This is a genomic window from Arcicella aquatica (assembly GCF_034928825.1).
In the GTDB taxonomy this organism is placed as follows: domain Bacteria; phylum Bacteroidota; class Bacteroidia; order Cytophagales; family Spirosomataceae; genus Arcicella; species Arcicella aquatica.
The window spans coordinates 1-21003 of the sequence record NZ_JAYFUL010000043.1 but is presented as its reverse complement, the minus strand read 5'-3'; the positions used below and the strand labels follow the sequence as shown (position 1 = coordinate 21003).

The following is a 21003-nucleotide window of genomic DNA, read 5'->3' as shown; positions in this document are numbered from 1 at the left end:
TTATTTAATCTCTAAGTACTATATTTTAAACTCCAAACGTCATGAAAAAGCTAAAAATTCATAAAACATTTCAATTGCTTTTTTTGTCATTAGCAATTCTTTTGTTGGTAGCGTCTTGTGGGCCATCTTATGTTCGAGTTGATAGTCGCCGCCCTTATCCATATAGGTATGGGTATACATATCCAAATTATCCTAGATATCGCTATGTAGTTCCTCCGCCAAGGCGAGTAATAATAGTACCAAGAAATGTTCCGCAAAGACCATATCATGGTAATGGACGATACAATGGTAGAAGAGGAAGATACTAAAATTATCCAGATAAATAATAGGAAGTCGTGATGCTTATCACGACTTTTTTCATGTTTCAGCCTTATCTTTACACAAATTTAGCAGATTACTTCCCAAAGACAACATGAAACAGCAACATCCATATTTTACTTTTTTTACAAGAACCTTTTGCTTGTTTATTATGGCTAATCTCTTTTTAATCAGTTGTGATTTTAAGCGAATCGATACTACAGCCGCTGTTAAAGAATTGCATGAACGAGAAGTAAAACGCATTACGCCCGGACAGTTTACCGCACAAGTAGACGAATGGGGGAGTGTTATTGTAAAAAAACTCAATGCTGATTTAGCAAAAAACTTACAAGATGCTACCTTGAAAGACTCTCTAGCCAAAGCATATCGCGTAGAAATCACTTCGGGAAGCCCCTTGAAATTAAAGAATCCTGCTTGGGATAAGAAAATCAATGAAACACTAGATGCTTATCAATATAATGTTGAACATAACATTGCGCAAGTTGATAATATCCAAAAATCTGAAGACGAATCGTTTTTTTATTATACTTCTCCTATTAAAGGGAGTCAGTCTTTAACAAAACTTAGCAAAAAGCAATTGATTGATATTGGCAAACAAGCTAAATTGGATAGTTTGGATTTGAAAAAAGAAGGAGATTTTCTAGGACTATGGGTTATTAAATTTTCAAAGAAAGAAGTAGTAAGACTAGCCGACCCAAAACATTTGAAAGTGTTGAGTGAAAAATAGCAAAGCCTGATTAACTAAAAGGGATAGCCAAATAGATTTGGCTACCCCTTTTAGTTAAATTATTATTTTGGTATGTCCTTTAAGCTGTCTAATCACACGTTGCCCTTTCCTGATTGAAATTATCTACGACGACGCTTCTTTGCTTTTACTTTTCTAGTGCTTTTTTTAACCTTCACAGCCTTCGTTCTAGTCTTTTCTTCTAACTCCATAATTACCGAAGCAGCATTTTCTTTGCTTGTTTCATAAGCATCATTTAATACTTTATTTGAAGCCTGTAGTTTGGTATAATCTTCTAACAAATGATTATACTTTAAAACAATCGGTTCTATCACCTCTTTAAAGTCTGTTTGGCATTTCACCAACTCTTCGTCTTTCTTTTTACTTTGACTTTTCAACGTAAAATTCAAACTACTTAATTCGGCATTCTCTTCATGGAGTTTAGAAAGTTGAATTCCTTGACGTCGATTTTGGTCTTGTAATTCAACAAGCTTCTTTGACTCAGTACAAGCAAAAAGGCTAATCATTAGAAAAGCCATCATAATAAATAAACTTTTTTTCATTTTTATATTTAGGGTTAATTTGTGTCTAATAGACCTACAAATATAGTATAATTCTGATTAGTATTTTATTGTCAAATTAATACCTATTCCAACAAATAACTATTTGTTAATTTTTAGAAAGCCAATCATTATGAATACTTTAGCCACGAAAACAAACATTTTTTTCTAAAAAAACCTTGATTGCCGAACTTTCTTGATTAATTTTGCCTTAAATCTATATAATTAATAGAGTAATAGAAGTGCTTTTGACTGCTCTTTTAGAGAAGAAAAAGGCAAAAACGACCAGATATCATGCAAAGTTTCAGAACTGAACTCGAAAATCCGCTTGTAGAGAAAGATATTATTGACTTGGCTCGCAAAATAGAATTATTCCGTGAAGGGAAAATTCACGAGGAAAAATTCCGTAGTCTTCGTTTGGCAAGAGGGGTATATGGCCAACGCCAACAAGGTGTACAGATGGTTCGTATCAAGCTGCCTTATGGAAAAATGACTTTCAAACAGTGGAAACGTATTGCTGATATTTCAGATGAATATTCTACAGGAAATCTTCATTTAACTACTCGTCAGGATATACAAATTCACTTTGTTTCTTTGGATAGAACACCTGAATTATGGTCGAAATTAGAAGAAGACGATATCACGCTTCGTGAGGCTTGTGGAAACACTGTTAGAAACGTAACAGCTTCGCCTTCTGCGGGTATTGACCCTAAAGAACCTTTTGATGTTAGTCCTTATGCAGATGCTACTTTCCGTTATTTCTTGAGAAACCCGATTTGTCAGGAAATGGGTAGAAAGTTTAAAATAGCTTTTTCAAACACTGACGAAGATACTGCCTTAACTTATATGCACGACATGGGTTTTATTCCTAAAATCCAAGATGGGCAACGTGGTTTTAAAGTAGTATTAGGTGGAGGATTAGGAGCACAGCCAATGTTGGCTAAAACATCGTTTGACTTTTTGGCTGCCGACCAAATCATTCCTTTCTTAGAAGCAACCTTAAGAGTATTTGATCGTCATGGCGAAAGAAACTCTCGTCATAAAGCACGTATTAAATTCTTGATTCAAAAAATTGGTTTTGAAAAACTAACTGAATTGATTCAAACGGAATGGACAGCTTTAAAAAGCAAATCGGTTGAAGTAGATGTAGAAGCAGGCAAGTGGACTGTAACAGATGAAGAAATGCCATCTAAAACTGCTTCAGAAGTAACGATTACTAACCAAGAAGCTTACGATTTATGGAAAGCAACCAATACTTTTGAACAAAAACAAGCTGGTTTCTATGGCGTATATGTAAGAATCTTGAACGGAAATATTCACTCGACTACTTCACGTTCTTTAATCGAACAATTAGAGGGATACATTGCTGATGACGTAAGAGTAACCATCAACCAAGGGTTGATGTTGAAATTCGTTCCTGAAGCTAATCTACCTTATGTATATTCAGTATTAGAAGCACATGGTTTTGCAGCAGCAGGTGCTAATTCAATGGCAAACATTACAGCTTGCCCTGGAACAGATACTTGTAATTTAGCGATTTCAGATAGTACAAACATTACTTCTAAATTAGAAGCTGTCATTACAGAAGATTTCCCTGAGTTGATTCATAATAGCGATATTAAAATCAAGATTTCTGGCTGTATGAACTCATGCGGACAGCATGGTATGGCCAATATTGGTTTCCACGGTTCGTCTCTGAAAGCGGCTGATAAGCGTGTTTTACCTGCCCTACAAGTATTATTAGGCGGTGGAACAGTAGGCGATGGCGTTGGGCGTGTGGCTGATAAAGTAATTAAAGTGCCTTCAAAACGTGGACCACAAGTATTAAGAGTAGTATTGAATAATTATGAAGAAAACGCACTAGAAGGCGAATACTTCAATGATTATTATGACCGTCAAGGCGAAAAATACTTCTATAACTTGTTGAAACCAGTTGCTGATTTAACTACGTTGAAAGAAGATGATTTTATCGACTGGGGTGCTTCTGAACAATTCCAAACAGAAATTGGTGTTGGTGAATGTGCCAGCGTAATAATAGATTTAGTAGCAACATTATTGCTAGAGTCTGTTGAGAAAATGGAGTGGACAAGAAATGCTTACGAAGAAAATCGTTTGGCAGATTCAATCTACCATGCTTATAGCGTATTTGTAAGTGCAGCTAAAGCTTTGTTGTTAGACAAATCAGTAAGTGCATCTACACAAAGTGGTGTAATTGACAAATTTGACGAGCATTTTGTGGCAACAGGTGAGATTTCTTTGAGTGGTCAAACATTTAAAGAATTGGTTTTACAAATCAATCAAAATGAGCCTTCGCAAGAATTTGCTACCAAATATGTAGAAGATGCTGAGGCGTTCTTGGCATTGGCAAAAGCTTATCGTGACCAATTGACTTTGGCATAATTTACCTTATTTGAAATCAATCATCAATGGTGAGTGGATAGGCGTTATTCTGAGCCCTATTTATTCACCATTGTATTTATATAGATAAAAATGACTGGTTTAGAACATTTCAATACTTTAGACCCCAAACCCAAACTAACAGTAGTGGGTGCAGGGCCGGGTGACCCAGATTTGATAACTGTTAAAGCAATCAAGGCTTTGAAGGATGCAGATGTGGTGTTGTATGATGCTTTAATTGCTAATGAATTATTAGATTATTGTAAGCCCGAAGCAGAAAAAATATACGTAGGCAAACGTCCAGGGGAAAGCCATTCCCAAGATGCCATTAACTTTTTGATTGTTGAAAAAGCCTATATGTATGGCCATGTTGTGCGTTTGAAAGGCGGTGACCCTTTTATTTTTGGGCGTGGCATGGAAGAAATAGAATATGCTAAAGGTTTTGGTTTAGAAACAGCATACGTTCCGGGAATTTCATCGTCGGTAGCGGCTGCGGGTTATGCCAATATTCCTTTGACTACCAGAGGTGTAAGCGAAAGCTTTTGGGTAGTTACAGGCACTAAAAGTGATGGTTCATTATCAAACGATTTGCTGATGGCATTACAAACCAGTGCTACAATTGTGGTACTGATGGGTATGAATAAGTTGAGTATGATGGCTGAAATTTGTAAGACGATGGGAAAGGGAAATCTCCCAGTTGCCATCGTACAAAACGGCACTAGCAGTCAACAAAAAGTGGGCATTGGCGTAGCAAAAGATTTGAAAGAAATCGCTGAAAGCAATCAATTGTCAAATCCAGCCGTCATTATTTTGGGCGAAGTAGTAAAATATGCCAGCTTGACGGAATTATCAACACTATCAAACAATACGAACTGTAATCTGTAATCATATTTCACAAAAAAATCTCTCAATATGCTTTTGGCGTGTTGAGAGATTTTTTATGTGATAACGTATAATGATACTAAAACAACTCGCCAGTGCGGTATTTAGGCACAATGCCCAAATGTACATAGGCTCTTTCTGTGGCTTCTCGTCCACGAGAGGTACGTTTTAAAAATCCTTCTTGAATCAAAAACGGTTCATATACTTCTTCGATGGTTTCTGCTTCTTCTCCACAAGCCGTAGCAATGGTAGATAAACCAACAGGCCCACCTTTGAACTTTTCCACAATCGTTGTTAAAATACGAATATCCATTTCGTCTAGCCCATTTTGGTCAACATCCAACGCTAGCAATGCCATTTCTGCAATTTCTATCGTGATGATACCTTTCCCTTTTACTTGGGCAAAGTCACGTGTTCTCCGCAACAGGTTATTGGCAATACGCGGTGTTCCTCGACTACGACGAGCAATCTCAAAAGCTCCTGCATCATCAATCGGCGTATTCAAAATCTGAGCTGAACGCTTAACGATACTTGTTAGTAATTTAGCATCATAATACTCTAAGCGACAGTTAATGCCAAACCTAGCTCTTAGGGGTGAAGTAAGCATCCCTGCACGGGTAGTTGCACCAATTAATGTAAAAGGATTAAGCGAAATTTGTACACTTCTGGCATTTGGTCCAGAGTCTAACAGGATGTCAATCTTATAATCCTCCATGGCTGAATATAAGTATTCCTCCACGATAGGATTGAGCCTGTGGATTTCATCAATAAACAATACATCAAAGGGCTGTAAGTTGGTTAGCAAACCTGCTAAATCAGAAGGTTTGTCTAATACAGGGCCAGAAGTAATTTTAATATTGGCTTTTAGCTCATTAGCAACGATGTTGGATAAAGTGGTTTTCCCTAACCCCGGAGGACCGTGCAAAAGAACATGGTCGAGGGCTTCTTCTCGTAACCGAGCAGCCGTAACAAATACCTGTAGATTTTCGAGTACTTTATCCTGTCCGGCAAAGTCATCAAAAGAAAGCGGTCTTAATGCTCTTTCGATTTCCTTTTCCACCGACGAAAGTGTTTCTTTATTACCTTTTAAATAATCTTCTCTCATATGTTGATGGAAGCTAATTGAAAAACATTTGCTATAATCTTATATTTTTCAATTAATTCCCTTTGATTGATTCATTCCGAATGTTCAAAAATACGCCATTTTCTAATCTGATAAAAACATTCTGAAAAGGCTTTAGCTTTTAACCTTTTTTGAGCATGATATTAGAAAATTTTACCTTAATTTGTACAATTATTTCTTGACAAAAAACCATTAACTATATTAACTTATAAATTTAACAATGAATTCAGCACTTCTAGGTGAGTTTGTCGGTACGGCAGTATTAATTTTTTTAGGAAATGGTGTTGTTGCTACTGTATTATTAAAAGGTTCAAAAGGCGAGAACAGTGGTTGGATAGTCATCACCGCAGGTTGGGCATTTGCAGTAACAATGGGCATTTTTGTTTCTACTAAGTTTGGTAGTCCAGCAGCCCACTTGAATCCAGCTGTTACAATTGCCGAAGCTGTAAAGTCTGGCGATTGGTCTAATGCTTTTGGCTTCATCGTTGCCCAAATTTTAGGCGCCTCTCTCGGTGCTATTTTGGTTTGGCTACAATACTTACCTCATTGGGCTATTACTGAAGACAAAGGCTTGAAATTAGCCTGTTTCAGTACAGCCCCAGCTATTAGAAGTGCCTTTCCCAATTTTCTCGCAGAATTGCTTGCTACAGCAGTAGCCATTGTTGCCTTGGGCTCATTTGGTACTATTGAAACAGGCTTAGGACCTTTTGTCGTAGGTATTTTGGTTTGGTCAGTCGGACTTTCTTTGGGTGGAGCCACGGGTTATGCCATCAATCCTGCCAGAGATTTAGGTCCCCGAATAGCCCATGCTATTTTACCCATTGCTGGCAAGGGTTCTTCCGATTGGTCATATGCTTGGGTTCCTATTGCTGGGCCTATTGTTGGGGCGATAATAGGGGCATTAATTTTAAATTGTATAAAATAAACTTTGCTTATTAATTGTTATTATTTAATGTGTGGCTTAATTTATGCTATCAATTCTCGTAGATTATTTTCTTATGATAATTCGGTGAAAGATAAAATATTGATTATTAGCTAGAAGATATTCCTGTCAACATTTTATATTTTTATATCATTGGCCTTTTGTTTTATGTAAGATTGATAAAAAATCATTATCTTACTGTAATAATTTTTCAATCGCCATACTATATCAAATTGAATAGAAAATCATGCTATTTTCTATTCATTGCCATAAAAGTATCTGTTGAAAGTTTAATTTTCCACTAAAAATTTATTTGCCTGATTCTTAATAAGTAAAATGAAAAAAATGTTAATAGACGAAGTACAAAGCAAAAACTTTAAAGAGTTTAGTCATCTTACAAACTTGGCTTCTTTACTTTGCGATGTACCTTTGGCTTACATAACACTTTTTGATGAAAATTTAGCATATCCTACTAACACGCCCCATTTGGATGGTAACGAGCAATCGTTCGCGTCAAACTTACTCTTACTCTGTAAAGAAGTAATCAAATCAAAATCAAGCATTATTATTGAAAATACCCTAAAGCATCAATCTTTCTTTAGTGGTGTATTCCCATTTGCCGAAACTGCTATTCTTTTTTATGCAGGTTTTCCGATTAATAATGCCCAAGGCAAAGGGTTGGGAGTACTTTCTTTATTAGGATATGAAGCAAAAACACTAAGTAAAAAACAAGAACAAGCCATAGAAAGCTTGTTAGCCGAAATTGCTAATAAACTCACGAATAATACGGTTCTTGATAGCTATCATTCGTTTGTTAACAGTTCGCCTGATTTAATTGCAACCTTAAATACAGAACTGAAATTCATTAATGCCAATACTTCATTCCATCAGGTATTAGGTTGGGAACACAACGAAATTATAGGAAAATCGATAGATGAATTAATTCATGCAAATGATAAATTATCAAGCATCAATCGACTAAAAAATATTTTATTGACTAATAGCTCTAGTCAGTTTGTTAATCAAATTAAAACGAAAGAAGGCGGCTATAAAACAATTGAATGGTTTGTGCTTTCTAGTGCCAATAGTACTTTAAATATCTTTGGTAAAGACCATAGTCAATTACAGCAAAGTGAAATAAACGTTTCTAGGCTTACTGAAATACTGGATATCACGAATAATGTAGCGCGTGTTGGCAGGTGGGAAATAGATATAGAGAAAAAGACTTTCTTTTGGTCAGCAATTACACGGGAACTACACGAAGTTGACCCTGACTATGAACCTACTTTTAAAGAATCTCTGTATTTCTTTAGAAATGGTAAAAGTAGAAAGGCTATTATCAGAGCCATTATCAAAGCCATTAAATATGGCGATGATTTTGACTTAGAAGTACAAATCATTACACAGAAAGGTTTAAAAAAATGGGTAAGGGTAACGGCAAAGACAATTATTGAACAGCATAAATGTGTTCGATTATATGGTACTTTTCAAGATATTCACGAGAAAAAAGTAAAGGATAAGCAAATATCTTTGAGCGAAGAAAGGTTCAGACAAACCTTTGATAATGCTGCAACAGGTATGTTTATTGCCGAACTTGCCACGAGTACATTTATCGAAGTAAACGAGGCTTTTTCATCCATTACTCAATATGACAAAACAGAACTTTTGTCATTAAATATCAGAGACTTAATACATCCTGATGATTTAAAGATGAGTGATGATTTCTTTTTAAAACTCTTGTCGGGGGTATCGTCAGTTATCTCTTTTCAGAATCGTTACATTACTAAAAATAATACAAACGTTTGGGTTGAGCTAGTAGCAACCATCGTCAGAGACCATAAAGGAAAACCTCTTAACGTAATCGGGCAAGTACAAGATGTTACTGCTAAAAGAACGTGGGAACGCAAACTGTTATTAAGTGAGGAAGAACATCGCGGCTTCTTTGAAAACTCACAAGGTCTGATGTGTACGCATGACCTTGAAGGAAGCTTTTTAACTGTTAACCCTGCGGGCGCAGCCCTATTAGGCTACACTACAGATGAATTTTTGACTAAAAGTCTATTTGATATTACCCCTGAAAGGACTAGAGATAAAATACAAAGGTATCTTGAATCAATTGCGGTGAATCATTCATACAAAGGGTTAGTGAAGGTTGTACATAAAAATGGGTCGTTTAGAACTTGGCTTTCAAATAATGTATTAGCTGAATTGTTAGATGGCAGAAAATATGTTATCGGAAATTCTGTCGATATGACAGAACGGATTAAAATGGAGCGTGAGTTGATAAGTGCCAAAGTATCAGCAGAAAGAAATGCCCATGCGAAGGATGTTTTTCTAGCCAATATGAGCCATGAAATACGTACGCCGATGAATGCCATTACAGGTTTTGCTAATCTATTAAAAGAAACCAAATTAGATTCGGAACAAAAAGAGTTTGTGTCAAATATTAATACTGCGGCTGAGAATCTTTTAGGAATAATTAATGACATTCTGGATCTTTCTAAAATTGAATCAGGTCATTTAGTGATAGAATCTGTTCCTTTTAATCTTCATGAACTGGTTAAGAACGTAAAAGCAGTACTTACTTATAAAGCACTTGGCAAAGGCTTGGAACTAGACTGTTTTGTGCCTGATAATATTCCAGTAACGGTAATTGGAGACCCAACAAGGCTGAATCAGATTTTTTTAAACCTTACCAATAATGCCATCAAGTTTACCGAAAAAGGTTCGGTAAAAATAGTATTAGAATTACAATCAGAAACAGACGAAGAATATTCGATTTTATTCAAAATCATGGATACGGGTATAGGAATATCTCAAGATAAACAAACCATCATTTTCGACCGTTTCGCTCAGGCGAACTCGGATACTACCAGAAAATATGGGGGTACGGGCTTAGGGCTAAGTATTTCTAAACTATTAATAGAAAAACAGAAAGGTAATATCTTTGTAGAAAGTCAGCCAAATGAGGGGTCAACTTTTTATTTTAACCTAACTTTTAGAAAGGTAAATGATAAGGTAGTGTTTGAACAAGAAACACATCTTTTACCGATAGACCCTACTCATAAAGTAAAAATATTATTAGCAGAAGACAACGTATTAAATCAAAAGCTTGCATTAAAAGTATTAGAGCGATTTGGCTTTTTCCCTGACCTTGCTGAGAATGGAAAAATAGCAGTGATGAAGGTGCAAAAACATGAATATGATGTAATTTTGATGGACTTGCAAATGCCTGAGATGGACGGCTATCAGGCGACAAGCTATATTAGGAATACACTTAAAAATAATACGCCCATTATTGCCCTGACGGCACATTCATTAATAGGCGAAAAAGAAAAGTGTTTGGCTATTGGGATGAATGATTATATTACCAAACCTTTTTCACCAAAAGATTTGTTCAACAAAATAGTAGGCTTTATTAATGTCAAAGTACACGAAAATATAAATAAAGTATTAGGATAAAATTTGATGTCATGTTTAAATGGCATGAATAATGCTTGGATTGACATAGGTTTTTTATCAAAATTTGACGATTGCTAAAAATAAAGAGTAGTTAATAAATGATATGAACCCTTGTTCATAATTTTTTTTGAGTAAACCGCAAATTAATTTTTGTTTTCCAGCATAAATTTCTTTGCAAAATACGAAGTCACACTTTGGAATAGTTATTATTTTTGACTGATTGTTAGCATTATTTGATAGTATCTACTAACAATATCCATTGTCGGCTCCTTATTATTTTATTAAATATACTTCGATCATGGAGAAAAATGTATTACCCATACCAGCAAATGAAGATTTGCGGTTAAAGGCATTGGATGAGTATAATATACTTGATACTTTGCCCGAAGAAGAGTTTGATAGGCTTACAAAATTAGCATCTGTAATATGCGGAGTACCTATTTCTTTGATTTCGTTAATTGATAAAGATAGACAATGGTTTAAGTCTAATGTAGGTTTAGACGCTATTCAAACAGCTAGAGATATTTCATTTTGTCAGTACACTATAGTAGGTGATACAATTTTTGAGGTAGAAGATGCTCTTTTAGATGATAGATTTAAAAATAATGTACTAGTTAATGATTTTCCCAATGTTCGATTCTATGCTGGTTATCCTCTGATTGACCCTGATGGATATGCCCTTGGTTCGCTTTGTGTTATTGATCATAAAGTAAAAAAACTCAATGAAGATCAGCAGTTAGCATTAACGATTTTAGCGAAGGAAGTAGCGGCACAGCTTGTGGCTAGAAAAGAAAGAATGGTACTCAAAAACTACGAGAAGCTATTCTTAGAGTCGAGAGACATGATTTGTATTGCAAAAATTGAAGGATATTTTAAAAAAATAAATCCTGCATTTTGCAAAACGCTCGGATGGGATGATGTAGATTTAATTGATAAATCATTTTTTAATTTCATTCATCCAGATGATATTGAGCCAACAAAACAGGAAATAGATAAACTAGAAAAAGACACTACTAGCTCATTAAATTTTACACATCGTTTTAAAACGAAATCTGGCGGTTATAAATTCTTGGAATGGGTAGCTACACCTGATAAAGAAACAGGAACAATTTATGCCATTGCCAGAGATATTACCGACTATAAGCGATTAAAAGTTGAAGTTGAAAAGCTTTCTGAAATTCAGAATATTATTCTGGATGGCACAGAGTATTCTATCATTTCTGTTGACCCTAATAATAGTATCATTAAAACATTCAATCGTGGTGCTGAATTGATGCTGGGGTATAAAGCTGAGGAGGTGATTGGTAAAGTTACTCCTGAAATTATTCATGATAAAGACGAAGTAGAAAAACGAGCCAAAGAATTATCAGAAGAACTACATACCACGATAGAACCGGGGCATGAAGTATTTCATGCGAAGGCTAGATTAGGAGTGGCGGACTCTAATGAGTGGACTTATATTAGAAAAGATAAATCTAGGTTGACAGTAGAACTTTCTGTTACCTCTTTAAGAGACAACCACAATGTCATTACTGGTTTCATGGGTATTAGTAAAGATATTACCGAGAAAAAGGTTTGGGAAAACCAACTTTTAATGAGTGAAAACAGACATAGAGGGTTCTTTGAGAATACGCAAGGACTCATGTGTACTCATGATATTTATGGTAACTTTCTGACGATAAATCCTGCGGGAGCAGATTTGATTGGCTATACTAAAGAAGAAGTTTTAGAAAAAAGTTTGTTTGATATTGTTCCAGCATCTTCTATCAAGGGAGTAAAAATGTATCTTCAAGAGATTACGGCTACTGGTAGAAGCAAAGGTCTGATGAAGGTAATCCATAAAAACGGGTCGCATAGAACATGGCTATATAATAATGTACTGTCTGAGCTTATTGATGAACAACAATACATAATTGGAAATGCTGTAGATATAACAGATAGAATTTTGATGGAAAAAGAATTAATAGAAGCAAAAGAAACGGCTGAACAAAATGCCCTTGCGAAAGATACCTTTTTGGCTAATATGAGCCATGAGATTCGTACGCCTATGAATGCTATTATTGGCTTTTCTAACTTATTGAAGGATACTGAATTAGAAGAGGAACAACGTGATTATGTATCAAATATCAATATTGCTTCTGAAAACTTATTGGGAATTATCAATGATATTCTTGATATTTCAAAAATCGAATCAGGCCATATTGTTATTGAAAAAATATCTTTCAATATCAAAGATTTATTGAAAAATGCCAAAGCTGTTTTAAATCATAAAGCCAAAGAAAAAGGACTGGAATTAAGCAGCATCATTGATGAAAATATTCCTACGTTTGTTATTGGTGACCCTACACGTTTAAACCAGATTTTACTCAACCTTACGAATAATGCTATTAAATTTACTGAAAAAGGTAGAGTAAAGATTTTAGTGGAGTTAAGCAAAGAGTCTTCCACAGAATGTGTAATTTTGTTTAGTGTAATGGACACAGGAATAGGCATTTCAAACGAAAAGCTAGATTCTATTTTTGACAGATTTACTCAGGCAGATAGCGATACTACTAGAAAATATGGAGGAACGGGCTTGGGTTTAAGTATTTCCAAATCATTAGTGGCACTTCAAGATGGCCAACTATGGGTGGAAAGTAGCCCAGGCAAAGGCTCAACGTTTTGTTTTAGCTTACCATTCGGTATAGATGTTAAGGACAAAGTCAACGATAATGATGCTAAAAACTCAGTACTTAAAAGTGACCGACAAATAAAAGTACTTTTGGTAGAAGATAATCCCTTGAATCAAAAATTAGCCTTAAAAGTACTGTCTAAGTTTGGTTTTGATGTTGATTTAGCTGAAAATGGAAAAATTGCCATTGAAAAGGTAAAAATAAATGAATATGAGGTAATTTTGATGGATTTGCAAATGCCCGAAATGGATGGGTATCAATCTACTGAATATATTAGAAAACAATTACAAATAAACACGCCAATTATCGCAATGACTGCACATTCATTGGTTGGAGAAAAGGAAAAATGTATTTCGATTGGTATGAATGACTATATCCCAAAGCCTTTTGTCCCTCAAGAATTATTTGAGAAAATCATAAATTATGCAGAACAAAACGATCAAAACAAAGTTAATACTATGGAAGAAAATCTAGATGGAATCGTGGATTTATCCTATTTACAGGAATTATCTGATGGTAACAAAGAGTTTGAGCAAGAGATTATTGAGTTATATTTAAGCCAAATGCCTATTGAGTTTGATATCCTTAGAAAAGCTATCAGCGAAGTAAATTACCCAGGCATTAAAGCGACAGCTCATAAATTAAAATCTTCTTTCTCATCAATGGGCGTCAATGAAGGTGGCATTTTAAAGTCACTTGAAAGCAAAGCTTTAGCCAAGGAAGATATCGAAATCATAAAATCTGAATTTGCTCAATTAGAAATTATTTTAGCAAAAGCTGTTAAAATACTTCAGGGAATATTAGCAGAATAAAAAAAGGAGGGTTTAGCCCTCCTTTTTTTATTTTAAAATTTCTCTGGCTATCACCATCTTCTGGATTTCAGAAGTGCCTTCATAAATCTGTGTTATTTTTGCATCCCGCATCATTCTTTCTACATGATATTCTTTCACAAAGCCATATCCTCCGTGTATTTGTACAGCCTCGATAGTAGTATCCATCGCCACCTGCGAACAAAATAGTTTCGCCATTGCCGCCGACTCTACGTAACTTCGATGCTGGTCTTTATCAAAAGCTGCCTTGAAACAAAGTAAACGAGCGGCCTCAATACTAGTCGCCATATCAGCAAGTTTAAACTGGATAGCTTGGTGTTCAGCAATGGCTTTACCAAATGATTTTCGCTCTTTTGCATATTTTATGGATAATTCATAAGCCCCAGAAGCAATGCCTAAAGCCTGAGCTGCAATGCCAATTCTACCACCATTTAAGGTTGACATGGCGAATTTAAAACCAAAACCGTCGGCACCAATTCTATTTTCTTTCGGCACTTTCACGTCAGTAAACATCAAAGAATGCGTATCTGACCCTCTAATTCCTAATTTTTTCTCTTTCTTACCTATCTGGAACCCTTCCATACCTCGCTCGACAATCAAACAATTGATGCCTTTGTGCCCTAATTCTGGATGCGTTTGTGCCATTACCAGATATACGCTAGCTCTACCGCCATTGGTAATCCAGTTTTTAGTACCATTCAGTAGGTAATAATCCCCCATATCCTCTGCAATAGTGTGTTGAGAAGTAGCATCTGAACCCGCTTCTGGTTCTGATAGAGCGAATGCTCCGATGATTTCCCCTTTTGCTAGAGGAACAAGGTATTTTTGTTTTTGTGCTTCCGTGCCGAAAGCCTCTAAACCATAACAAACCAAAGAATTATTCACAGAAACCATTACGGAAGCAGAAGCATCTACTTTAGATAATTCTTCCATGGCTAATACATAAGAAATAGTATCCATGCCTCCGCCTCCATATTCGGGCGAAACCATCATTCCTAGAAAGCCAAGCTCTCCCATTTTCTTCACTAATTCTTCAGGAAAATATTCTTTTTCATCACGTTCAATTACTCCGGGGAGTAACTCTGTTTGAGCAAAATCACGAGCAGCTTGTTGTACAGCTAGGTGTTCTTCAGATAACTGAAGATTAAAGCCTTGAAAGATTGAATCACTCATGTTAAATAAAGTTTTAAATTTTTGAGATTAATATCCAAATATATAAAATAGTATGCTTGCATAACAATTTACCCGACTTTATTTTTTTCTTCTTCATTGATGTTCTTAAAAGTCCACAAAAAAACATGAGTCATCCCGAATTTTCTCATAAATCAGTAAATTTTAAAAGATTTCAGAGATTTTGGATTTATACTCGACCTTACTTTTTGCCTTGATGCAAAAAGTAACAAAAAAATCAAGAATTCCTAAACTCGCTCCGCTCAAACAGTAGGAATTCGTTGCCCATCAATCATAAAAAAGCGGTCGAAATTAGTTTTTCGACCGCTTTTTTATGATTTTGAAATTCGGGATGACTCATGTTTCTATTATTATACTAATGCTTGTTTCCAATCTTCTATTAAATCATCAATGCTTTCTAATCCAACGGATACCCTAAGGAGGTTCTCTGGTGTAGGGCTATCAATTCCTTCTACAGATTTACGATGTTCTATTAAACTTTCTACACCTCCTAAGCTAGTTGCGGTAGTGAATAGTTTAAGCTTTCCCGTTACAGCCATAGCATTTTGTGCATCGCCTTTTATTTGTACTGAAAGCATGGCACCAAAACCATTGAGCATTTGCTTTTTAGCAATTTCGTGTTGAGGATGGCTTGCTAATCCTGGATAATGAACAACCTCTACCTGTGGATGTGTACTTAGAAAATCCGCTAGTTTTTTTGCATTATCTGTCTGAGCTTTTACTCTTAATACTAACGTTTTGATACCTCTGGCTACCAACCAAGATTCAAAAGGAGAAGGTACACCACCTGTTAATCTTTGAATGGTACGTAGTTTATTTGATAGTTCCCCTTCTTCTTTAATGATTAATGCACCGCTTAATACATCGCTATGTCCACCGAAATACTTGGTAGTAGAATGCATCACGATATCTGCACCTAAATTGATAGGTTGCTGTAAAACTGGTGTTGCCCACGTATTATCTACTGCTACCAATGCACCAATTTCTTTCGCTATTTTGCTGATGGCTTCGATGTCAGTAATTTTTAATTGTGGATTAGAGGGCGTTTCTATCCAAAATAGTTTTGTATTGGGCTGGATAGCCGCTTTTACGGCTGATAAATCTGTCATATCGACGGTAGTCAATGATAAGCCCCATTGTCCAAATACCTCTGTAATCAATACATTTGTAGCATAATAAGCATCGTCTGGCGTGATGATGTGGTCACCTGATTTTAGGCTTTGAAACAATGCCGTAGTGGCAGCCATACCCGAAGCAAAAGCCAAGCCTACGGCTCCATTTTCAAGCAATGCCATACTTTTTTCTAAGAGTTGACGATTGGGATTATCCGCTCTTGAATAAACGTATCCATGTGCATAAGAGCCGTCAGTTTCACGCTCAAAAGTAGTTGATAAATAAATAGGCGAAATAACAGCTCCTGCATTGGCATCATGCATTTGGGTTGACTGTATCGCTAGTGTTTCGATTTTCATGCGTATAATGAAGTATTTGTATCTTATTTTCAAAATAACAAAATCTGTTCATCATATCACAGTACAAAGGCTAATTTAAGGTATGTTATCTTTCATTATTAATAAATAATATCTTATATTGTTTAGCAATAATTCAGCAAACACTAAATTCAAACTGATTCATTTTTACCCCTTTGAATCAGTCAATATTAATAATACTCCTTGGGGAGGAGTCTAAACTATGGAAAATAATTCTAGACGGGATTTTCTCAAGAAAAGCTCATTGGCTGCTGCGGGTTTCTATATTGTACCTCGCCATGTATTAGGAGGAAAAGGGTTCATTGCTCCCTCAGATAAACTCAATATTGCGGCTATCGGTTGCGGAGGCAAGGGCTGGTCGGATATCCTAGGGGCTTACGATAGTGGTAGGAATAATATTGCTGCCCTTTGTGATATCGACGACAGGCAAATGAAGCAATCGGTTGAGAAGTTCCCTTTGGCTAAAAAGTACAAGGATTTTCGCATCATGCTTGAGAAAGAAAAAGACAATATTGATGCTGTAACGGTTTCTACGCCCGACCATACACACTACGTATCGGCAATGGCGGCAATGAGTTTGGGCAAGCACGTATATGTACAAAAGCCATTGGCACATAATATTTACGAAGTTCGTAAAATGACTGAAGCTGCTGTACAGCAAAGAGTAGTAACACAAATGGGAAACCAAGGGTCTTCAGGTGATGGCGTACGAAGAATGATGGAATGGTATAAAGCAGGGTTAATCGGTGAAGTATCACGCGTACACGTTTGGACAAACCGTCCTGTGTGGCCACAAGGAATTGCGAAACCAACTGCTAAAGTAGAAGTACCTAAAGAGGTAGATTGGGATTTATGGCTAGGACCAGCACCTTGGGAAGACTATCAGCCGGGTTATCATCCATTCAACTGGCGTGGTTGGGTAAATTACGGCACTGGTTCTTTGGGCGATATGGCTTGTCACATGATGGACCCACCTTATAGAGTATTAGGCTTGGGGTATCCTTCAGAAGTAGAATGTAGTATTGCCAATACTGCTTGGACAGAACCCTTCAAAGAAGGCTATTTCCCTGAAAGTTATCCTGCGGCTTCAATGATTCACTTGAAATTTCCACGAAAAGGCAAATCTGATGTAAAAATGACTTGGTATGATGGCGGATTAATGCCTGAGCGTCCTGATGAAATTCCAGCTGATGTAAAGCTAGGCGACTGGAGTGGCGGTGTTTTATTGTTAGGTACTAAAGGCGTAATGATGTGCGGCGTTTATGGCTCAAACCCTACGTTGTGGGGCAATGATAGTTTAAAAGCCAAGGGCGAAAAACTACCAATAACGATAGAAAGAGTAGTGGGAGCAGACGGTGCGGGGCATTATCAACAATGGCTACAGGCTTGTAGAGATGGTTACGGTAAGCATAAGCCTTTGAGTTCTTCTTTTGATTATTCAGGACCAATGTCAGAAGCTGTTTTGATGGGTAATTTGGCGATTAGAAGTTACTTCTTCCGTTCTCCTAAAAAAGACAAGCAATGGCTACAAGAATTTGATTATAACGGCAGAAAGAAACTGCTTTGGGATGGTAAAGAAATGAGAATTACCAATTTCGACGAAGCTAATCAGTTTGTGAAAAGAGAATATCGTGAGGGGTGGAAGTTGTAGATGTTATTAGCCTCATATTGTTGGTTTTCTAACCCATTCACAAATATAAAAAAGTTCTGTTAAAAGGAGTAAACTAAGTTTTAGTTATGTAATTTGTATACTGAAGCTGTTTAAACTTTCGGTTTCTGAGGTGAAAGTATTGTATTTTTGAATTGATTTTTTCAAAATTTGCGAAGCATAGCATCGCTACGTTGAGTAAATTTTGGAACAAGCTATGCTAAAAGACTTAGTTTAACCCGAAAGGGAAAGTTTAAACAGCTTCTATATTATTTATGATCCAAAAGTGCTTAAAATGCCTTTTAATAGGTTGTTTTAAGTGCTTTTTTTTATTGAATATTTTTAATAGTGGCTTTTGTAGAGGTTTACCTAAGCTCAAAATTCACATAAAATATTGACTAGTTCTTAGAGTTAACTAGAAATTCGTCAGTTAAGCTAGATAAGAAATAAATTTGCCAATAGAAGGTTGCTAATATCACACTATCAAATATAAAGTAATAATAGGATAAGAATGTAAAAAAAATTAATTTGCGTGAAAATTTCACGAATATGCTAATAAGATTTGTATTAAATAATGTTCTGTCTTTCGGTAAACAGAAAGAGTTTAATCTATTTCCTAATAAACGATTAGGAACTCTGAGAGAACACATATATAAATTTCAAGATTTTGAAGTTTTGAAACTTTCTGCAATATATGGAGCAAATGGTGCTGGTAAATCTAATCTTATTCATGGGTTGGCTATGCTGAAATATTTGGTTTTAGAAGAACATATTCCATCAAAATTAAAAAATGGGCAATTCAAGTTCCAAAAAGAAAAATCAGATACTGCTCAGTTAATTGCCATAGAGTTTATGCAGGCAGATACAACTTTTTATTATGGCCTAGAAATAAAAAATGGTATTGTTTTAACTGAAGAATTATATGAATCTGGATTAGGAGCCAAAGAAGATATTTTAATCTATGAACGGGAAACAAATTCTTCTGAAAAAACAAGTATTCAATTTTCAGAAAAATTCGAGAAAGATGAAAGAAGTCAAATCATAAAAGAGGTTTTACTACAAGAGTTTGTTAAACCCCATAAGCCTATTTTGAAATTACTTGCTAACAGAGACAATGAGAATTTGAAAATTGTAAAAAAAGCATTTGATTGGTTTGAAAATTCTTTAACGATTATTATGCCTGATTCTAAAGCAACTGCTTTACCACAGCGAATGGATTTAGATAATAATTTTAAAAACTTTGTCGATAGAATAATGAGTTCTTTTAATATTGGCATTACAGAATTGTCAATACGAAAGATAGCCATAGAAGATTACTTTGGTAAAAACGACCAAGATGAGCTTGAAAGAATTAGAGAGAAGATAGAAGAAGCGCCAACTAAAATAGTTTCCGCTCGACTAAATAGTGGTGAAGAATTAAATTTCGTTAAAGAGGATAACCAGATTTTTGTAAAAAGTATACAACTGAGTCATAAGGGAGCAGAATCAATGATTGTGACGTTTAATATGAATGAAGAATCTGACGGTACTACTAGGCTATTAGATTTTACCCCTGCTTTTGAAGGACTAATCAGTGAAAATAAAGTATTCGTAATTGATGAAATTGAAAGAAGTATCCATCCTTTATTGATAAAAGAATTGGTTAAAAAGTTTTCGTTAGATAATGAAACAAAAGGGCAACTCATATTCACAACTCATGAATCCAATTTATTAGACCAAGAAATTTTCAGGCAAGATGAAATTTGGTTTGCTGAAAAAGATGATTCAGGAAGTACAGATTTATACTCTTTGAGTGCTTTTAAAGAACATAAAACAATCGATATTCAAAAAGGGTACTTAAATGGTAGATACGGCTCTATCCCTTTCTTAGGAAATTTACACGACTTAAACTGGCATCATAATGTTACTGAGGAACAGACCCTTTAACCGAGAAGAACCTGAAAGAAGTGCCACAAAAATCTACATATTTTGTGAAGGTAAAGATAGAGAATTCAAGTATTTTCAGTACTTCGAAGGTATTGATTCAAGGTTGAATCTTATTGTACATGAGTTAAATTCAAGTGATAATAATTCGCCTAAGGGTTTATTGCTATTGGCAAAAAATTCTCTGATAAAAAGTAGTGAGAATTTAGAACCTAAATATGATTACAGAGAAGGTGACAAAGTATGGATTGTTTTAGATACAGATGAAGATAAAACTGATAGCCGTAAGCCTCAATTAATAGAAGTAAGAGACTATTGTAATAATAGAGTAAATTGGAATGTTGCTCAAAGTAATCCATGTTTTGAGGTTTGGTTATATTATCATCAAGAGAATGAAAAACCAAATTTTGAACGTTTAGAGATATGTAATGAATGGAAACCGTTTGTTGGTCAGACAATTAAAGGAGGGTTCAATCCTCGGAAACATCCGATTCTTATTCAAAATGCAATTACTAACTCTAAGCCACATTTTGAAATAGATGAGATCGGGTTTCCAATAATAGCAACAACAGAAGTATTTAAACTCGCCAATGATATATTATCTATAGGAAGAATTAGAGACAAAATAGAAAAAGAATTACAAGATATTGACTAGTCCAAGTCTCTTTTAAACTGACAAAATTATGACTAAGAGAAAAGTCTCTTTTATTATTCTTTAATCTTTGAATTTATATATTAGACGTTTTTAACATATATAATCTTGTTTTCGTACAATTTATTAGGCTATTTTCCTGAAATTGTAAAGTCCACAAGCTGTTTTCATAAGATTTTCTCTGAATCCGAATCTGTAATTACGATTTT

At 35.3% G+C, this 21003-nt stretch carries 14 protein-coding genes; 10 read left to right on the top strand and 4 right to left on the bottom strand.

The window, feature by feature from the left end; genetic code table 11:
- Positions 1–41: 41 nt before the first annotated feature.
- The gene (locus VB264_RS19735; RefSeq protein WP_323252182.1) at positions 42–308 is read left to right on the top strand and encodes a hypothetical protein; all 267 of its coding nucleotides are present in this window, start codon (positions 42–44) and stop codon (positions 306–308) included.
- 104 nt (positions 309–412) lie between these two features.
- Complete coding sequence (locus tag VB264_RS19730) at positions 413–1045, top strand: hypothetical protein (RefSeq protein WP_323252181.1); 633 nt, start codon at positions 413–415, stop codon at positions 1043–1045.
- 119 nt (positions 1046–1164) lie between these two features.
- Here the strand turns inward: VB264_RS19730 and VB264_RS19725 are convergent, their stop codons facing one another.
- Complete coding sequence (locus VB264_RS19725; RefSeq protein ID WP_323252179.1) at positions 1165–1605, bottom strand: hypothetical protein; 441 nt, start codon at positions 1603–1605, stop codon at positions 1165–1167.
- A gap of 291 nt (positions 1606–1896) precedes the next feature.
- Between VB264_RS19725 and VB264_RS19720 the strand changes: the two genes are divergently transcribed.
- Entirely contained in the window at positions 1897–4002 is a 2106-nt protein-coding gene (locus tag VB264_RS19720; protein ID WP_323252177.1) for a nitrite reductase, read from the top strand.
- Between the two features lie 90 nt (positions 4003–4092).
- A complete protein-coding gene (gene cobA, locus VB264_RS19715) occupies positions 4093–4884 on the top strand; it encodes a uroporphyrinogen-III C-methyltransferase (protein ID WP_323252175.1) in 792 nt (263 codons plus the stop codon).
- A 76-nt stretch (positions 4885–4960) separates the two neighbouring features.
- Here the strand turns inward: cobA and ruvB are convergent, their stop codons facing one another.
- Positions 4961–5986 (bottom strand): Holliday junction branch migration DNA helicase RuvB, encoded by a 1026-nt coding sequence (gene ruvB, locus VB264_RS19710; RefSeq protein ID WP_309923761.1) that lies wholly within the window; start codon positions 5984–5986, stop codon positions 4961–4963.
- Between the two features lie 238 nt (positions 5987–6224).
- On the opposite strand from ruvB, the gene VB264_RS19705 reads away from it, so the two are divergent.
- The 3 genes from VB264_RS19705 to VB264_RS19695 all read left to right on the top strand — a co-directional run bounded on the left by VB264_RS19705 (position 6225) and on the right by VB264_RS19695 (position 13872).
- Positions 6225–6929 carry an MIP/aquaporin family protein gene (locus VB264_RS19705; protein WP_323252173.1) on the top strand — a complete coding sequence of 235 codons (705 nt, stop codon included), beginning with the start codon at positions 6225–6227 and terminating at the stop codon, positions 6927–6929.
- Between the two features lie 333 nt (positions 6930–7262).
- Positions 7263–10388: a PAS domain S-box protein gene (locus VB264_RS19700; RefSeq protein WP_323252171.1), complete on the top strand. Its 3126-nt coding sequence runs from the start codon at positions 7263–7265 to the stop codon at positions 10386–10388.
- A 298-nt stretch (positions 10389–10686) separates the two neighbouring features.
- Positions 10687–13872 (top strand): PAS domain S-box protein, encoded by a 3186-nt coding sequence (locus VB264_RS19695; RefSeq protein ID WP_323252168.1) that lies wholly within the window; start codon positions 10687–10689, stop codon positions 13870–13872.
- Positions 13873–13899: 27 nt separating this feature from the next.
- Here the strand turns inward: VB264_RS19695 and VB264_RS19690 are convergent, their stop codons facing one another.
- Positions 13900–15063 carry an acyl-CoA dehydrogenase gene (locus tag VB264_RS19690; protein ID WP_309923754.1) on the bottom strand — a complete coding sequence of 388 codons (1164 nt, stop codon included), beginning with the start codon at positions 15061–15063 and terminating at the stop codon, positions 13900–13902.
- A 368-nt stretch (positions 15064–15431) separates the two neighbouring features.
- Positions 15432–16553, bottom strand: coding sequence for a trans-sulfuration enzyme family protein (locus VB264_RS19685; protein WP_323252164.1), 1122 nt, complete (start codon positions 16551–16553; stop codon positions 15432–15434).
- Positions 16554–16773: 220 nt separating this feature from the next.
- Here VB264_RS19685 and VB264_RS19680 point away from each other — a divergent pair, with 220 nt between their 5' ends.
- From VB264_RS19680 to VB264_RS19670, 3 genes are all read left to right on the top strand, one after another.
- Positions 16774–18222, top strand: a complete 1449-nt coding sequence (locus VB264_RS19680; protein ID WP_323252162.1) for a Gfo/Idh/MocA family protein — start codon at positions 16774–16776, stop codon at positions 18220–18222.
- A gap of 546 nt (positions 18223–18768) precedes the next feature.
- Complete coding sequence (locus VB264_RS19675; RefSeq protein WP_323252160.1) at positions 18769–20145, top strand: AAA family ATPase; 1377 nt, start codon at positions 18769–18771, stop codon at positions 20143–20145.
- Positions 20120–20797, top strand: coding sequence for an RloB family protein (locus VB264_RS19670; protein WP_323252158.1), 678 nt, complete (start codon positions 20120–20122; stop codon positions 20795–20797). Before VB264_RS19675 ends, VB264_RS19670 begins: the two co-directional genes overlap by 26 nt.
- Positions 20798–21003: the final 206 nt, after the last annotated feature.

Excerpts from the sequence above, each read along its gene's own strand:
- VB264_RS19690 (WP_309923754.1), bottom strand. The coding sequence starts at position 15,063 with ATGAGTGATTCAATCTTTCAAGGCTTTAATCTTCAGTTATCTGAAGAA.
- VB264_RS19725 (WP_323252179.1), bottom strand. The coding sequence starts at position 1,605 with ATGAAAAAAAGTTTATTTATTATGATGGCTTTTCTAATGATTAGCCTT.
- VB264_RS19735 (WP_323252182.1), top strand. The coding sequence starts at position 42 with ATGAAAAAGCTAAAAATTCATAAAACATTTCAATTGCTTTTTTTGTCA.
- VB264_RS19705 (WP_323252173.1), top strand. The coding sequence starts at position 6,225 with ATGAATTCAGCACTTCTAGGTGAGTTTGTCGGTACGGCAGTATTAATT.
- VB264_RS19685 (WP_323252164.1), bottom strand. The coding sequence starts at position 16,553 with ATGAAAATCGAAACACTAGCGATACAGTCAACCCAAATGCATGATGCC.
- VB264_RS19730 (WP_323252181.1), top strand. The coding sequence starts at position 413 with ATGAAACAGCAACATCCATATTTTACTTTTTTTACAAGAACCTTTTGC.
- cobA (WP_323252175.1), top strand. The coding sequence starts at position 4,093 with ATGACTGGTTTAGAACATTTCAATACTTTAGACCCCAAACCCAAACTA.
- ruvB (WP_309923761.1), bottom strand. The coding sequence starts at position 5,986 with ATGAGAGAAGATTATTTAAAAGGTAATAAAGAAACACTTTCGTCGGTG.
- VB264_RS19680 (WP_323252162.1), top strand. The coding sequence starts at position 16,774 with ATGGAAAATAATTCTAGACGGGATTTTCTCAAGAAAAGCTCATTGGCT.
- VB264_RS19700 (WP_323252171.1), top strand. The coding sequence starts at position 7,263 with ATGAAAAAAATGTTAATAGACGAAGTACAAAGCAAAAACTTTAAAGAG.
- VB264_RS19670 (WP_323252158.1), top strand. The coding sequence starts at position 20,120 with ATGTTACTGAGGAACAGACCCTTTAACCGAGAAGAACCTGAAAGAAGT.
- VB264_RS19675 (WP_323252160.1), top strand. The coding sequence starts at position 18,769 with ATGCTAATAAGATTTGTATTAAATAATGTTCTGTCTTTCGGTAAACAG.
- VB264_RS19720 (WP_323252177.1), top strand. The coding sequence starts at position 1,897 with ATGCAAAGTTTCAGAACTGAACTCGAAAATCCGCTTGTAGAGAAAGAT.
- VB264_RS19695 (WP_323252168.1), top strand. The coding sequence starts at position 10,687 with ATGGAGAAAAATGTATTACCCATACCAGCAAATGAAGATTTGCGGTTA.